This is a genomic window from Tenuifilum sp. 4138str, assembly GCF_041102575.1.
GTDB lineage: Bacteria > Bacteroidota > Bacteroidia > Bacteroidales > Tenuifilaceae > Tenuifilum > Tenuifilum osseticum.
Genome location: NZ_JBGCUE010000007.1, coordinates 106,194 through 123,262 on the forward strand (window position 1 = coordinate 106,194; position 17,069 = coordinate 123,262).

General features: G+C 41.4%; 13 protein-coding genes. 8 read left to right on the top strand and 5 right to left on the bottom strand.

The genetic code is table 11. From position 1 onward, the window contains the following. Positions 1-30: 30 nt before the first annotated feature. Positions 31-2,820 (bottom strand): tetratricopeptide repeat protein, encoded by a 2,790-nt coding sequence (locus AB6811_RS08325; RefSeq protein WP_369489991.1) that lies wholly within the window; start codon positions 2,818-2,820, stop codon positions 31-33. A gap of 142 nt (positions 2,821-2,962) precedes the next feature. Here AB6811_RS08325 and AB6811_RS08330 point away from each other — a divergent pair, with 142 nt between their 5' ends. From AB6811_RS08330 to AB6811_RS08355, 6 genes are read left to right on the top strand one after another with little or no spacing between them, the layout of a single operon-like run. After that, complete coding sequence (locus AB6811_RS08330) at positions 2,963-3,208, top strand: HPr-rel-A system PqqD family peptide chaperone (protein WP_369489992.1); 246 nt, start codon at positions 2,963-2,965, stop codon at positions 3,206-3,208. Positions 3,209-3,212: 4 nt separating this feature from the next. Then, on the top strand, positions 3,213-4,259 hold the full coding sequence (locus AB6811_RS08335) for an ATP-grasp domain-containing protein (RefSeq protein ID WP_369489993.1): 1,047 nt from the start codon (positions 3,213-3,215) through the stop codon (positions 4,257-4,259). Between the two features lie 20 nt (positions 4,260-4,279). Further along, complete coding sequence (locus AB6811_RS08340) at positions 4,280-5,626, top strand: alanine racemase (protein ID WP_369489994.1); 1,347 nt, start codon at positions 4,280-4,282, stop codon at positions 5,624-5,626. Positions 5,627-5,645: 19 nt separating this feature from the next. Beyond that, positions 5,646-7,820 (top strand): urea transporter, encoded by a 2,175-nt coding sequence (locus tag AB6811_RS08345; protein ID WP_369489995.1) that lies wholly within the window; start codon positions 5,646-5,648, stop codon positions 7,818-7,820. After that, positions 7,808-9,076: a tetratricopeptide repeat protein gene (locus AB6811_RS08350; protein ID WP_369489996.1), complete on the top strand. Its 1,269-nt coding sequence runs from the start codon at positions 7,808-7,810 to the stop codon at positions 9,074-9,076. The genes AB6811_RS08345 and AB6811_RS08350 overlap by 13 nt, the downstream gene beginning before the upstream one ends. A 26-nt stretch (positions 9,077-9,102) precedes the next feature. After that, a complete protein-coding gene (locus tag AB6811_RS08355; RefSeq protein ID WP_369489997.1) occupies positions 9,103-9,693 on the top strand; it encodes a tetratricopeptide repeat protein in 591 nt (196 codons plus the stop codon). Positions 9,694-9,711: 18 nt separating this feature from the next. Here AB6811_RS08355 and smpB read toward each other — a convergent pair whose 3' ends face one another. Further along, positions 9,712-10,167, bottom strand: coding sequence for an SsrA-binding protein SmpB (gene smpB, locus AB6811_RS08360; protein ID WP_369489998.1), 456 nt, complete (start codon positions 10,165-10,167; stop codon positions 9,712-9,714). After that, positions 10,151-10,411, bottom strand: a complete 261-nt coding sequence (locus AB6811_RS08365; protein ID WP_369489999.1) for a hypothetical protein — start codon at positions 10,409-10,411, stop codon at positions 10,151-10,153. Before AB6811_RS08365 ends, smpB begins: the two co-directional genes overlap by 17 nt. 62 nt (positions 10,412-10,473) lie before the next feature. Here AB6811_RS08365 and miaA point away from each other — a divergent pair, with 62 nt between their 5' ends. Then, positions 10,474-11,397, top strand: coding sequence for a tRNA (adenosine(37)-N6)-dimethylallyltransferase MiaA (gene miaA, locus AB6811_RS08370; protein WP_369490000.1), 924 nt, complete (start codon positions 10,474-10,476; stop codon positions 11,395-11,397). On the opposite strand, the gene AB6811_RS08375 is transcribed toward miaA, so the two are convergent. After that, positions 11,387-12,862, bottom strand: a complete 1,476-nt coding sequence (locus AB6811_RS08375; RefSeq protein WP_369490001.1) for a DUF2079 domain-containing protein — start codon at positions 12,860-12,862, stop codon at positions 11,387-11,389. The genes miaA and AB6811_RS08375 overlap by 11 nt on opposite strands. Positions 12,863-12,947: 85 nt before the next feature. Then, on the bottom strand, positions 12,948-15,056 hold the full coding sequence (gene dpp5, locus AB6811_RS08380; RefSeq protein WP_369490002.1) for a dipeptidyl-peptidase Dpp5: 2,109 nt from the start codon (positions 15,054-15,056) through the stop codon (positions 12,948-12,950). Between the two features lie 149 nt (positions 15,057-15,205). Here dpp5 and AB6811_RS08385 point away from each other — a divergent pair, with 149 nt between their 5' ends. Continuing rightward, on the top strand, positions 15,206-16,819 hold the full coding sequence (locus AB6811_RS08385) for a M28 family peptidase (protein ID WP_369490003.1): 1,614 nt from the start codon (positions 15,206-15,208) through the stop codon (positions 16,817-16,819). Positions 16,820-17,069 lie beyond the last annotated feature (250 nt).

Sequence of the window (17,069 nt, forward strand, 5' to 3'; positions counted from 1 at the left end):
GTAAACATTTAATAGGCTAATATAGCTATTTTATGGTGTAATATCAATAACAACCGCCTTGAGCATTCCGCTTGCAATCAGATTTTCCTTTACGCGGTTGGCCTCATCGATACTGTTAAAATTTCCAATGATGTAAATGTGATCGCCATTGGAATCAACCTTACGGGATAGCTCCTTTCCCTGCGAGAGGTTTCGAACAGTATTGATTTCCGAGTCGGTTAAAGGGGTTTTGTATCGTCCTACTTCTACTATGTACAAGCGGTTGTCAGTCTTTGACGGTTGAATCTGCTGTACTGCGTCCTCAAGTTGCTGAGCGCGTTGGGTTGTAATACGTGTCCCGTTGAGCCAGGCCACGATAAAAGCATCTTTGAAGCCCTTTTGCTTAACTGTAGCAAGCACCTTTTCCGCATCGGAGTAGCGGGTAAGGTTACCAATGTAGTAGCGAATGATGTTTCCGGTTTTATATCCGTAAACAGGAACCATACCCTTAAAGAATGAAGGTTTTTGTGGGGTGCTGAAAGCGCCAATCTGAATACGATAGATTACCCCACTGGGAAGTGGTTCATCAATGGGTATTGGCTTTTCGTCGGAATAGTAGGGTTTATCGGTAACGCCAAAGTCAGCGGGTATTTCGTCAATTATGGCAATGATTGGTGTGGCCTGTTTAATGGCCGGTTCACTTTTTAGCTTAGGGATGTCTACTGCAACCTCTTCCACGGTTTTGGTAGGTTTGGGTTCCTCCTGAGCTAGGTTTAGGCTTGATTGGCCAAAAATATTTCTTTCAAGCTTAATGACATTGCTTAGCAGCTGTTGTTCCATGAGGCGTAATCGCCAAATTTTTGCAAAGGCAAGGTCAAGCTGCATTAACCCTAAGTTCCTTAAGAGTGAGGCTTCAAAAACGCTTTCAACCTGGCCGGTTGAATCGAGGTTGTTAAGAATGGCCACTGCGGCCCTAAAGTTGTTTTGGGCATCGGTGGTTAGCTTTCGAACTTCGGTATCGCGGTTACCGCTTTTTACACGGGCCACTTCAATGCAATCGGAGTAAATTTGATATTTTTTATCCCAATACTTTTTAAAATGGTCGGAGTATTGTTTCATGGCTGCAACCAGCTGATTATATTCAGCTGCGCAAGCATTGTTATTGTTGTCATTAGCTGAGAGGCATCTATTGTAGGCCTCCCTCCTCTCAAGGGCTGAATTTCTGAAACGGGTAAGCTGTGGTGTTAACTTTTCGGCTTCGGCAAGTTTATTGATTTCGTCGGTGCGGAAAACGGTTGAGGCAAACTGTGCCTGATAGATAAAATCGGGGTTATCGGCAACAAACGAGGTGTTGCTTTCGTCCTTTGGTTTGCGCTTCCCGGTAAGGTATTCCTGTTCAATTTGGCTGGCACGGGCAAAAAGCAAATCGGCTTCCTTTTGGGCGGCAAGCATATCATCCTCAACCTTGGTTACCTGCTTTTCAAGCCTAACTCGCTGCTCGGCTGTAGTTACATAATCGAAACGGCCTCGCAAGTCCTCTAACTTAATTTTAAGCGAATCGGCAAGTTTTTGTGCAGCAAAGCCTTTGGCTAAAACACGACTATACTCGGGGTCGTTTTCTACGGAGTTGAACTTTGCCGGCTTTTTATTCTCAGCGGCTTCAGCCTTAGGTTTATCGGCTTCAACTTTTGAACTGGGTGCTTTAGGTGAGACACTAGGTTTTGACTCAAGAGGATTAAGCCTTGCTATTGAGAGCAATTCCTTGTAGCTGTTTGGAGTGCGTCGGGTAGGGTTGATGTCGTTTCGGATAAGGAAAACATTTAATGTATCGGGCATGCTTAGTCGGTTCGAGGTAAAGCATGCAAGTGTGTCGTTGTTACCAGTTAGGAATAAAAAATCATCGTACGTTGAGTTTACCGGAAAGCCTAAATTCTCAGGGGTACTCCACTGCTTTTTATCGGGGTTATAAACCGATTTGTAAATATCGTAGCCACCCATTCCGTAATGTCCCTTCGATGCAAAGTAAAGGGTAACGCCATCGGGCATAATAAATGGGTACTCCTCGTTCAACGAGGAATTGATAATATCGCCTAAATTCTCGGGCTTGCTCCACTTCCCGTTATCAAGTAGTTGAATGCGGAAAATATCGGTACCCCACGATGTAGACTTGCCATAGCTGGAGTAGTAAAGGTAATCGCCGGGTTTAATATTCTTGGGGTAAAACATTACAGTGGTGTAACCCATTTGCTTGTCGGTGGCAGTGCGAAGGTTTTCGGGGACTGGAGTAAAAGAACCTTCGGGCAATAGCGATGAGTAGTAGTTCAGAAAGTTACTGGGGCTAGCCTGTTTTCGGTCGAAAACAGTTGGGCTATAAACGTAACGGGTAAGGAAAGAGCCGTTCTCACATACAGTTACAAGTTTTTCAACTTCATCGAGTTTAATGTCGGGCGATCCTCCACTTACAACAAATCGGCGGTAGTAGTCAATGGCTTCGTTAAACTGGTACGACTGTCGCAAGGCTTCGGCAAGATAAAAGTAAACCATTGTATTGAGATCGGAAGTTGATGCATCCTTCAGGTATTTCAGCGCCATCTCTACATCTCTTGTCCCTTTAAGGTAACATACACCCAATGCATACTTTATTTCAGGATCGCGGGGAAATTGGTCAAGTAGTTCCTTGTATTTAGGGATTGCCTTAGCGTAACTTTTTGCATTTAGTAATGAGTCAGCCATAGCTCTCTGCATACCTCCGCTTTTTACTCCGATGCTATCTACCTGACACCACGATGAAACTGATGAAAAGAAAAATGGGAGTAAGGCTATAATTTTCAACAACTTCATAACTTCAATGCGTTGGAATATTTTAAGACATTCAAAAATAGTGTATTAAAGCCAAATTGAAAAATATTAATTAAAGTAGGGTATTTTTAAAAAGGGTTGTAACAAATGAAAAAGATAGTAACTTAACATAAAACTCCTAGCCATGAAAGTAAATCAAAGCATAGCTATAAGCGAGAACGGGTTTATATTCAACCCAATTACAGGAGACACATTCACACTTAACGATTCTGGCTTTCAAATTTTAACAATGCTAAAATCCGGAAAATCGCAAGATGAAATTAAGGATAAGTTGCTTTCAGAGTATGAAGTTGACGAGTTAGTCCTGGAAAGGTATTTACAGGATTTTATTAGCGATTTAAAGCGGAATAATTTACTACTTGAGGAGTAGGGCTATGGAACGTAAAAGAATAACAATAGCCATTACCGGCCTAAATAATATTGATAGTCCGGGGCCTGGTATGCCTGTAATTAGAGGCATAAAAGAGTCAACTGACTTTGATGCCAGAATAGTTGGGTTGGCATACGATCATCTAGAACCCGGAATCTACATGAAGGAATGGGTAGATAAAACCTACATGATTCCATACCCCTCGAAAGGAAAAGAGGCTTTATTTGAAAGAATCAAGGAAATCAATGCTAAAGAAAACATCGATCTGATAATTCCCAACTTTGATGCCGAACTTTTCTCGTTTATTAAGCTTGAAAATCAAATTAATCAGCTTGGTATTAAAACATTTCTTCCTACCCTGGAGCAGTTTGAGGAGCGGCATAAATCAAGCTTGCCAGAGTACGGTAAAAAGTATGGCGTAAATGTTCCAAAAAGCGAAGAGGCTTACAGTATGAATGACCTTGCAAATGTTTTACGTTCATACACTTACCCGGTAATGGTAAAGGGAAAATATTATGATGCCTACAAGGCATACTCTCAGGAACAGGCTCAAGCCTATTTTTCAAAGGTGTCAGCTAAGTGGGGGTATCCTGTAATTGTGCAGGAATTTGTTGAAGGAACCGAAGTGAACGTAATTACCCTTGGCGATGGGAATGGGCAGGTGATTTCAGCAGTTGCCATGCGTAAGCAGTATATTACAGACAAAGGCAAAGCCTGGGGAGGGGTAACCATCTCGGACGATTCAATGCTTGAGCTAACTCATAAAATCATTTCACAAACAAAGTGGAGGGGTGGCATGGAGCTGGAGCTTATTCGTACAGCCGATAACAAGCTATATATCCTTGAAATAAATCCTCGAATTCCGGCTTGGGTTTACCTTGCTGTTGGAGCCGGACAAAATTTACCCGAAGCATTAGTAAAACTTGCCATGGGAATGGATGTTAAGCCCTACACATCTTACGAAATTGGGAAAATGTTTATCCGTTACTCATGGGATATGATAGTAGATATTGACATGTTTTCAAAGCTGGTAACCAGTGGAGAATTGTAAAATACTAAAAGGTTAAACCAATGGAAAAGAAAAATTTTGAACGTCCAACCATCACAAAGCTAACGCCCGGAATTCCCTCAAAGCATGGCGTAGGCATTGCAGTAGCACCTGTGCAATTTATTGATGGTTTAAAAGTTGACGAACTAATTGAAAAGTATGGCTCCCCACTTTATATCTTTTCGGAATCAGTAATTCGCAAAAATGTTAATGATTTAAAACGCGCATTTAGCGTGCGTTACCCCAAAGTGCAAGTTGCTTGGAGCTATAAAACTAACTACCTGGATGCCATTTGCAGGATTTTTCATCAGGAAGGATCATGGGCCGAAGTGGTTTCGGGATTTGAATACGAAAAGGCTCGACTTAATGGCATTCCCGGTGAACATATTATTTTTAACGGCCCCGGAAAAACAGAGGCCGAACTTTTAAGGGCAGCCAAGGAGGGTGCTTACATTCACATTGATCATTTCGATGAGCTTTTCCTTCTTGCAAAGGTATGTCAAGCCAATAGTGTTAATGCCCGGGTTGCTATTAGGGTCAACATGGATGTAGGTATTTACCCCAAATGGGATAGGTTTGGGTTTAACTTTGAAAATGGCGAGGCTTGGGACGCAATTAACAGAATAATGGCAAATCCACAGCTTAAGTTAATGGGTTTGCACACCCATATCGGAACATATATAATGACAACCGATGCATACCGCATTGCTGCTGCAAAGCTGTCGGAACTAGCGGCCAGTATTGCGCAAAAGTTTAACCATTACATAGCATATATCGATATGGGTGGTGGTTTTGCATCGCGTAACACCCTGCGAGGTGCATACCTTTCCGGTGAAGATACAACCCCCTCGTTCGATGAGTATGCTGATGCCATAACCTCAGCAATTATCAACTCACAAATTAAACCCGATAAATTACCCACTGTAATTCTTGAAACAGGGAGAGCATTAATTGACGATGCCGGAAGTATAGCAGGTACAGTTATAGCAAATAAACGGCTTACCGATGGACGCAGGGCCTTAATTGTAGATGTTGGTGTTAACTTACTTTTTACATCGTTTTGGTACGACCACAAGATAAATCCTACACAGTCTCATTCGGGCTTAGTTGAGGAAACCGTAATATATGGCCCTCTCTGTATGAATATTGACGTATTACGTCCATCAATTATGTTTCCTCCCTTGAAAACAGGTGAGCACTTTTTGATATCCCGAACGGGTGCTTACAATAACACGCAGTGGTTACAGTTTATTACCACCAGACCTAACGTTATACTAATTGATACTAACCGAAAAACACATATTATTCGTAAAGCTGAGAGCATTGATAGCATTGTTTCAAATGAGAATATTCCAGATCACCTAAAGTAAACCATCAGCATACTTGTTTATGAGAGCGATAAATGGATTAAATACAATCATTAAGGGACTAATCAGGAGTTACTCGCAAATCTTTTTTTCAAGCGAATACTCTTTAGCCATTTTTTTGTTACTCATAACGTTTATCGATTTTTCGATTGGGATTGCTGGGTTGGTTTCAGCATTAGTAGCCACACTTACATCTTATCTGATAAAACTTGATAGGGAAACAACCGCTAAGGGTTTATATGGTTTTAATGCTTTACTGGTTGGATTTGGGTTAGGATTTTACTATGATATTAGCATTACACTTCTGCTTTTGGCTGCCATTGCCGGATTTTTTACATTACTTGTTAATATTACACTACAGGGAGTTTTAGGAAAGTACTACTTACCTTACCTATCGCTTCCATTTGTGTTAAGCATGTGGCTAGTGCTAAGTGCTACCTGGCAGCTGACGTCAACCGAAATAAATCAGAGTAGTGTCTACCTACTCAATAGAATTTTTGATGTTGGAGGTTTTAATTTTATTGACATTCACGACTGGTGGCTTAACCATGTAAAATCCAATTTTATTAATGGTTATTTTATATCGTTGGGCTCAATATTCTTTCAGTTTAATGTGCTAGCCGGGGTTTTGGTAGCATTGATATTGATGGCATACTCACGAATTGCATTTTCGTTATCGGTTATTGGGTATAGCGTGGCTTATATTGCCTATTTAACTTTTGGTCTAGATTTGACTACGTTGGGGTATAGCTATATTGGGTTTAATTTTATTCTTAGCGCAATTGCCATTGGTGGGTATTACTATATACCCTCAACGGCTTCCTACTGGTGGGCTGTGGCCATTACACCTGTAATTGCAATGGTAACTATTGGGCTAGCAATTATTTTTAAAACGCTTGGCTTGCCAATCCTTTCGCTACCCTTTAATATTGTTGTACTTATGTTTATTTACTCCATGCGTTTTAGGATGTCGGTTTCTGGGTTAAGGGAGGTGATGGTGCAGGAAGGGAAACCCGAACTAAATCTTTACTCCTATCAATCGTTTGCTAAACGTTTTCCTAACTATGGGTGGATTAGGATTAGGTTACCCTTTTACGGAGTTTGGACCGTAAATCAAGGTCATCATGGCAATTATACTCACAAAGGGGAGTGGGCGCATGCATGGGATTTCATTGTTTTAGACTCCGATGGTAAACAGTTTAAAAGTGATGGTCATTTACAAACCGATTATTACTGTTACGGGAAAAATGTAATTGCTCCTGCCGATGGCGAAGTGGTTGAGGTTGACGACGGTGTTGATGATAATCCTGTAGGTGAAATAAATATTAATAAGAATTGGGGGAATACCGTAATAATTAAGCATGCAGCTGGTTTGTATTCCAAACTTTCGCACCTCAGAAAGGGATCAATTACCGTTAAGGTTGGCGATAAAGTAAAGTTTGGAACAAAAGTAGGCGAGGTTGGCAATTCAGGGCGTTCAGCTTACCCCCACCTCCATTTTCAGATTCAGGCAACCGAGTACATTGGCTCAAAAACCATTAAATACCCATTATCATCATACATTGTTAATGATACTGAACTCAAAACATTCGATTATCCCGCTACTGACCAAAATGTTTGCAATATTGAATCTGATCCATTGCTTAATTCCATGCTAAACTTTAAACCTGGCAAGTTGATTAGTTGGGAAGTTCAACATGAAAATATTACTGAAAATTTTACTTGGGAAGTGGGTATTACCTATTTAAATAAGCTATTTATAAAGTGCAACAAAACAAATTCTAAAGCATTCTTTGAGCTTGATGATGTGTATTTCTACTTTACCCATTTTGAGGGAAGTAAAAAATCACTGTTATACAAATTTTACCTTGCTGCATATAGGATACCCTTAACCTATTTTGAAGGGATAAAGGTAGCTGATTCAATACCCGCAAATAAATGGTTTGGTGGAATAGCTCTTTACCTCCATGATTTTATTGCGCCATTCATTCAATTATTGCAAGCTGAATACAGGGTAAAGGTTACAAGAATTGGAAGCGAATTTGACATCGAAGGTTTTAGGTTCGAAACCACCGTTGAGGGCAGATTTCTAAATAGAACTGTTCTAACAGAACGATTTGATTTAGAAATTCGTGCAAACGGTAAAGTAGAAATTATTCAGGAACAAAATAACACCCTTGCGAAATGCGAACTATAATTGTTATTGCCTCAGTTTTGGTGTTAACCTACAGGCTAGGTGCACAAACCGATTTTGCATCGCTTGATAGGTTAAACTATCAATATTTCCTTGGCAAGGATTATAAGAATTTAAAAAGGACTGCCAAAGAAATTTTAAATCAGGGGAATGATTACTATTACCTAAGGATGAGGTTAGGTATTTTGGCCTATGAAAATCAAAGGTATGCCTATGCGTATAGAAATTTTACTCGCGCTAAACAGCAAAACCCTTTCGATACTTTAACAAACGAATATTTGTACTATTGCTACCTTTTGGCAGGCAGGCAGGCTAATGCACTCCAATTTCTCCGCACCCTTTCCGAGAATGATAAAAATAGTCATTTAAAGTCCGTACCCATGGCTAAGGCTCCTGAACTAATATTAAGCTATTCATATACAGGATACGATGTCAAAAAATATCAAACCAACCCCTTAAACTTTGAGGCCATTGAAAATCTGGCCGTATTAAATGCAGGGTTAACTTTCAATTTTTCAGAAAGGGCTAACGGTTTTTTCCAGTACTCAAATACCAGAAAAGTAGCTACTTTTTACTCACCCTCCGATCCCTCAGGCAATTACGATACATACAAACAAAATCAATTTTATTTTAGTTACAAAAGCCTAATTACTCAAGGTTTTGAGTTTTCAGGGTATACCCACTGGGTATTTTTTACCGATGTGTCGAACGTTTCTACTTATGGGCGCAGGAGTTCTTCCATAAATTTATCAACCGAATCGTTATTTGGATTAAACTTTACATTAATAGGTTGGTATCTGAGAGGGGGTATAAATTTCAACTACAGCAACTTTGCAAATTCAAACCAGTTTGCTACGGAGGCTTACATCACCTATTTGCCTTTTTCAAATTTAAACCTGTATTCAACGGTTAGTGGTTTTTACCAATTTGATAAAAACTGGGGAAGTACTTATCAGTCGAATTTTGATGTTGGTTTCAAAGTATTTAAATATTTATGGGTTGAATCCGGGATGATGATTGGCAATTCTTTCTTGTATTCACGTAATTTAGGCACGGAGCTGTACAACTCATTTATCATTCCTTCTAAAAGTTTTTATGGTAGTATAGTTATCCCTGCTAAAAAGTTTTCTTTAAGGGTTGGTGGTCATTACTCTGAGATAAACAACTATTCCTGGGATTTGGTGAATTATACTAAAACATCAAAGCTAGTACTTAATGCATTTGGAGTAAATGCTACATTAACCATTAAATTTCAATAGCTATGAAGGTCAAAAATCTAATCTTAATGGTGCTGACAACAATGTCGGTAAACTTAGCGGCTCAGGATTTTGCTAAACTATCAGTAGCATTCACTGAAAGCTATGCTAAGGAAAAGGAAGGCAAGTATGCCGATGCTGCAAAACCCCTAAAGGCCATGTACGATGAAAAATCGTATGAGGTTAATTTAAGGTTGGGATGGTTAACATACCTGCAAGGTCAATTTAGCGAATCGGTAGGCTACTACTCAAAAGCTATAGAGCTTATGCCCTATGCCATTGAACCCCGATTGGGAATTGTACTCCCCGCATCAGCAATGGGTAATTGGGGTTCAGTAGTTGAGCAGTATAACAAGATACTTTCCATTGACCCTAATAATACCCTTGTGTTGTATCGAATGGGTATGATAAGCTATGAGAATAAGGATTTTAAAAAGGCTTACACTTACTTTGAAAAGGTAGTAAATCTATACCCCTTTGACTATTACAGCGTGCTAATGCTGGGTTGGACTAATTACCAGTTAGGGAAAACAAAGGAAGCCAAGATACTTTTCCAAAAGGCATTACTTTACGACCCTACAAGCGCAAGCGCTAAGGAGGGATTAAGCTTACTGAAATAGTATCATTTGTTTGGCGATTTAACGTTTCATAGCCCGGTCCATTTCGCGCCGGGCATCTTTATGTTTAAGGTCTTCGCGCTTGTCATGTAACTGTTTACCGCGTGCAAGGGCAATGTCAACCTTTGCAAGCCCACGCTGGTTAATGAATAGCTTTAGGGCAATGATGGTTAACCCTTTCTCCTCCGAACGTCGTTTCAGCTTAATGAGTTCCTTTCGGGTGAGCAGTAGTTTACGCTCCTGCTTGGGGTCGTGGTTATTGTATGTACCCCAGGCATACTCGGCTATGTGGAGTCCTTTAATCCAAAGCTCTTCGCCTATAAAGTGGCAGTAAGAGTCCACAAAGCTGGCTTTACCCATTCTTATCGATTTTATTTCGGTCCCTTTCAGTACTATTCCTGCGGTGAAGGTTTCAATAATCTCATACTGAAACGTGGCCTTTTTGTTTTTTATAACTATGTTATTCTTGTTTTCCATGTGTTTCAGGGGTTTTACGTGGTTTACGGGTAATTCCTACTAGCCGGTAAACGTAAAGTATTAGCAGAATAGCAATAATTGCAAGTAGCATATAGTTTTTTGCGGTTAGTAGTGGCTGGCTAAAGAAGTTGGTTGCAATTAGTATGGCTGCTGTACCCGAAACTAGAAGTAATAAACCAAACCATACCAAACGGTTTAGCTCATTCAGCTTGCTTGTCGGATTAGGGTGGCGTAACTTTACCATTGCTCACAACCTTTAGGTTTGCAAATTTAGCTATTTTTACCTGCTTAACTACTGTTGTGTAGATGTTGGATAGTAAATATGATTTAGTTGCCATAGTTGGCCCAACGGCAAGTGGTAAAACCCAACTCGCTGCTCACCTGGCCGCCCGGGTAAATGGCGAAATAATTAGCGCCGATTCCCGACAGGTATATAGGGGTATGACCATAGGAACCGGAAAGGATTTGGACGATTATATTGTTGAAGGGAGGTTAATCCCTTACCATCTTATTGATATTGTTGATGCGGGCTATAAGTTTAACGTCTTTGAGTATCAACAGCATTTTATTGATGCATACAACGATATAAAAAAACGCAACCGCCTACCAATACTTTGTGGTGGAAGTGGTCTTTATATCGATGCGGTGCTGCGAGGGTATAAACTATTGCCAGTTCCTGAAAATCCCGAACTCCGACAAGAGCTGGAAGCTAAGACAGATGAAGAGCTGGCTACCATTCTTGCATCGTACAAAAAATTGCATAATACCACCGATTTGGATACCCGTAAAAGGACAATCAGGGCGATTGAGATAGAGGAGTACTACCAACGTCAACCTGTTGATCCTAAGCCATTCCCGCAAATTAGGAGCATAATTTTTGGTGTGAAACACCAGCGTGCTGCAGAGATGAAACGTATCAGGGAGCGTCTTGCTCAGCGCTTAAATGCTGGCATGATTGATGAGGTGAAGGCGCTCTTGAATGCAGGTCTCACTCCCGACGATCTTATTTACTATGGGCTTGAATACAAGTATATTACCGAATATCTGATTGGAAAACATTCCTACGACGAAATGTTTGAAAAGCTTTACATTGCCATACGGCAATTTGCTAAAAGGCAAATGACCTGGTTCCGGGGGATGGAACGTAAGGGGTTTACCATTAACTGGATACCTGGTGAGTTGACCCTTGAGGAAAAAATTTCGTTAGTTCTTAATAAAATTAACGAATAGCCTTACGCTCGTTTCTTTTGAATATCAGTAAATCGTTGTCGGAATAAACCTTAGTAAAATGCTGGCTTTGGCTTAAAGTATCGATCGATTTTTTAAAGTCATCGGCGCTTAATGGCCATGTGTTGCTTTTCGGTAGAAGCAAAATATATTCAGCATCCTTTACAAAAGGATAGGAGTATATTTTGCGTGCATTAAGATGTGGTGCAAGCCTTGAACTCGCCGATACGGCTTTACAACCATCGGTAATCCTGATAACTTCATTAATTCTTTTTATGTTGAACTCGGTTTGGTAGTGTTGTTTACTATAGAAACGTGTGTTAATCCCATCGTACCACTTTGAAACTCTATTTTCCATTGTAAAAGCTGTGGCCGCTGCTGTAACAATTGCAAGGGCAATTGCAAAGGGTAACCGATAATTTATCTTAATCTCCGATATTGTAGAAATAGCGGCTATACTTAGTATTGGAACAAACTCAATGGAATACTGGTTGTTGATTCCCCAAAAGTTGTAGTCATTAGGGATCATCTTTAGCATGTAAATGGGGATGAGCATGAAAAGGAAGCGTGGTCTTAAAAGGAAAAGTATTCCACCTGACACCAAAACCATAATATGAAATTCCAACTTGATGTAATCGTAAGCCACGTCGCTAGTTGTGTTAGTGAAAAGAACTTTAAAGAGATTGATAGGTGAAAGAATCAGGTTTAAAACTACTTGCATTGGCGTTTCTCCAAGCCATCGGTATCTTTCGAATTGCAGGTTGGTGCTAGTGCTTTGCAGCAATGGCATGGCTACCCAAATAATAATTATTGCCGATAGAACACAAAATGCAAAAAGTGGTATATCAACCTGAACTAACTTTTTTCGGTTGTAGCTGCTTATGGCAAGAGTGGCAATAATAAAAGCAAACCATATGGTCATGGTCTCAAAGGTTAAAATAGCCAGAATTACAACTATAAATGCATGCTTGTACTGTTTTCGTTCATAAAATAGGAATAGCCATGGAACCAGCATTGCGCCTAAAACATTGCTATGAAAATCATACGTAAGTGCGGAATAAATACCCCACATGCTTAAAAAGTGAATAAGCGATACTATTGGTGTAACGTTATCGCTGTTCATTCGGTGTTTGGAGTATAGGAATATACCAGCTCCCCCAAAAAGAATTGCAACAATTTGCACTATCAGTAAGGTATAATTTCCGAAGATAAAGTATAGGGGAGTAAACAGAAAAATAATTGGAGAGAAGTGCGTTGCAAGGAAAGGGATTTCCTCTCCTGCTATACCAAGAGTAAATGTAGGTTTTTGAAGTTGTGCAACATTCCTTAAGGCCTGATTAAACATGCCCAAATCCAGAGCGTAGGTTCGGAATAGGTAATGGTTAACTAACGATATTGAGCAAAATACGATAAAGAATACCGTGAGAACTACTACAAACCAATAAATTTGTTTCCTGTTCCGGTGCATTTCAAATATTTACATGATGTAAATATAAAAAAAACGGGAGTAACCCTTAAGGAACTCCCGTTTTATTATGGATTTGATTCAGTATTTACTTTAACCACTTATCGAGCCAGCCAAAAAACTCGCGTTGCCAAACAACGGCTTCCTGTGGTTTTGTAACAAAATGGGTGCCGTTGGGGAAGAATAGCAGTTTACTTGGTACGCCGAGTAGTTGCGCAGCCCCAAATGCTTCGAGGCTTTGGGTGTAAGGAATACGGTAATCATGCTCACCCACTATAATCATAATAGGAGTATCCCAGTTTTTAACGAACTTATGGGGCGAGTTGGCGTAGCTTCGCTGTGCTACTTTGTTATCGGTTTCCCATGGCGCGCCGCCAAGGTCGAAGGTGGGGAAGAATAGTTCCTCGGTTTGGGGGTAGAACGATTCCAGGTTAAACATGCCGCAGTGGGCAATAAACGCTTTAAAGCGTTTCTGGTGGTGTCCGGCAAGGTAAAACACTGAGTAACCACCGTAGCTTGCGCCTACACAACCCAGCTTATCCTCATTAACCCAAGGTTCTTTCTTAACATCATCAATGGCGCTTAGGTAATCCTTAATGTTTTGTCCGCTGTAATCGCCAGAGATTTGGCGGTTCCATTCCTGCCCAAACGATGGAACACCACGGCGGTTAGGAGCCACCACAACGTAACCATTGGCTGCCATAATCTGGAAGTTCCAGCGATAGCTCCAGAACTGGCTTACGGTGCTCTGCGGGCCACCCTGGCAGTAAAGTAGGGCGGGATACTTCTTTGTGGAGTCGAAATCGGGAGGAAGGATTACCCAAACAAGCATCTTTTTCCCATCGGTTGTGGTAACCCAGCGTTCACGAACTTCGCCCATCTTAATATGGTCGTAAATATGCTTATTGGTAAAGGTTAGCTGAGTGGCCTCGCCGGTTTGCTCATCAATCCGGTAAAGCTCGGTGGCCATGCTCATGCTCATGCGGCTTGCAGTAAGTACGCCGTTGGAGAACTGGCAACTGGTATAGTCGTGCTTGCCGGTAGTGAGCTGGGTGATTTTTGATGTGGCAACATCAATCTTGTAGAGCTGTTCAGTACCCTTAATCCCACTAGTAAAGTAAATATTTCGGCTATCGTTGTCCCAAACGTAGTACTCAACATTCTGGTCAAAACCCTCGGTAAGATAGGTTTTCTTGTTGTTATTGGTGTTGAGAATATAAAGCCTTTTCTGATCCGATTCGTAAAGAGGGGTGGCCATACTCCACCAGCTGATGAAAACTCCGTTAGGAGAGAATCGTGGGTAGCGGTCGTAACCGGGATTGCCATCAGTTAGGTTTGTGGTGATTCGGGTTTTAAGATCGTACAGGTAGATATCGGAGTTGGTGCTCATGGCGTAGTCCTTCCCATAAAGTTTCTTTGAGGCGTAAACAATCTTATCGCCGCTTGGGCTCCACTGCACTTCATCCATGTCGAAATCGGTAGCCATGGGGGTATCCCACTTTTCACCTTCGTTGATATCAATGGCATTTTCTACCCCATTTTCAGTATAATCGGCAACAAACAGGTGGCTAAACTTGCCATCTTCCCAGTAATCCCAGTGGCGATACATCAAATCATCAATTATCCGTACCTTGGCCTTTGGCATGTCCGGATGTATATCCTCGGTCTGGTCAACCATCTTCACATCCTTGGTATACACTATTTTTTTGCCATCGGGCGAAAAGGCGAAGCCGTTAATATCAAAATCGAAGTTGGTAAGCTGTTTGAGGCCGGTTCCATCGATTTTAACTTCCCAAATTTGCGAGGAGCCACTGCGGGTGGACAGGAAGCGTATGGCTTGGCCATCGGCACTCCACTGAATATTCGATTCCGAGCCTTGCTCATCGGTCAGCTTTACTGGCTCGCCACCCTCGGTAGGAATTAGGTAGATATTTGTTACTCCCTTATTCTCCTGTAGGTTGTAGTAGGTTGTGGTGTAGGCAAGTAGTTTGCCATCGGGCGAGATGACCGAACTCCCAATACGTCCGAATTTCCACATGATCTCAGGTGTGAGAAGGCCCTTGTCCTTTTCCTCCTGGGTTAACGATACGTCAATCTTTAGAGGTTCCTTAACTTGTTTTTCGGTATCGGTGCAGCCCGAACCGCCAATAATTATTGCCATTGCAGCAAGACAGATTGGTTTTACAATTCGTTTCATGGTGCTTTGGGTTAGGTTACACAATTTTGACTCTAAAGTTAGCATTTGGTTAAATATCAACCTATGATTTTTACTTTACTTCTTTTTTTAGTCAAATTAAAAGACTAGGGATAAATTAATTTTTACTTTTGTTCAAAACTACTAATGCCATGCGAAAACTATTTCCTTTGGTACTGCTTCTATCTGTCCTATCAGGTTGCAATAGCAGCAATACACTGGACACAAATGCCATATCCTACGGCGATGTGGAGCACGATATAATGGTGCTTTCGGCCGATAGCATGATGGGACGTGCGCCATTTACCGTGGGCGAAGTAAGAGCGACCGCGTACATTCAAAACAGGATGAAGGACTTAGGGCTTGTGCCCGCTATTGGTGATACATATTTTCAGGATGTTCCCATGGTTTCCATTACAACTCATTTGCCCGCACAGGTTGATGTAAGCCTGGCAAGCGGTAAGCTTAGCCTTAAGGTTGATGACGATATCTGCCTGTGGAGTCCAACCACTCGGGCAAAGGTTGAAATATCCAAAGCACCCTTGCTATTTTTGGGTTTTGGAATAAACGCACCAGAGTATGGCTGGAACGATTTCAGGGATATTGATGTAAAGGGCAAGATTATTGTGGTTTTGGTGAACGACCCCGGTTACTACCTGCTTGACTCATCGCTTTTTACTGGCTATGCCATGACCTATTACGGACGCTGGCGCTATAAGTTTGAGGAAGCCGAACGCCAAGGAGCGCTTGGCTGCATAATTGTTCATGAGGATGGCCCTGCTGGTTACCCATGGGCGGTTGCAGGTAGCAAGAGCAACAGCCCAATACTTTACGTTGATAGTAAAGAACTCGATACTCCGGCGTGCACTCTTAATGGCTGGATAACCCGTGAGGCCGCCGAGCAACTATTCAGTCGCTGTGGCTATAGCTACGAGGCGATAAAGAAACAGGCTACCAGTAAGGATTTTAAACCTATAAACCTAAACGCAACATTGTCTCTAAGCTTAAGTAATAGTGTAGAGCGTTCAGTATCAAAGAATGTCGCAGGTTACATTAAGGGGGCTGAGAAACCCGATGAGTTTATTGTATATACCGCTCACTGGGATCACCTTGGGGTTGGGCGCCCACTAAATGGCGATTCCATCTACAATGGAGCATCGGATAATGCTGCCGCAATAGCATGGATGCTATCCATTGCTAAGGCATTTAAGCAGGCCGATGCGCCCAGACGCTCAATTATCTTCCTTGCGCCTACCGCTGAGGAGTCGGGACTGTTTGGCTCGGAGTACTTTGTTAAGCATTGCCCGTTCGATATAACAAAGGCTATAGCCTGCATAAACTACGATGTGGTTCTTTTCCTCGGAAAGTTCAAGGATGTAACCGTAACCGGTTACGGACACTCGAATCTCGATAGCCTTTTACAGGTGGTTGCAGAGGAACACGACCGCTACATTGCCCTTGACCCAAATCCCGAAAATGGAATGTTTTACCGGTCCGACCAGTTACCATTTCTTAAAGCCGGTGTTCCTGCAATTTTTGCTAAAGGGTATACGCATCAAGCTGAGTTGGGGAAAGAAAAAACTCTTGAGCTAATTAAGGATTACTGGCAAAACGTTTACCATAAACCCTCCGACGAGTATAACCCGCAGCACGATAGGTTAGATGGTTTGGTTGACGATGCGGTGCTATTCTACGAGGTGGGTAACCGTTTAGTAAATGGAAACATTTATCCCCAATGGCGCAAAACATCGGAGTTTTACAGGTAACTTGCCGACGTTTAATCGAGATTCGTCAATTGAATTTTTCAATTGACGAATCTCTCTAAAATATTGCTGCGTTCCGATTTTTTAGCCCGGTTAAGTTAGTTAATCTATGATATTTAGAATTAACTGTTCACATTACCTCTAACTTCTTCTAACATCATCTTATTCCGTCTATTTCGACTCATTCCGGCACAAAACAGACTTTTAACTTTTAACGGTTCACGGTTCACGGTTCACGGTTCACGAACATAAA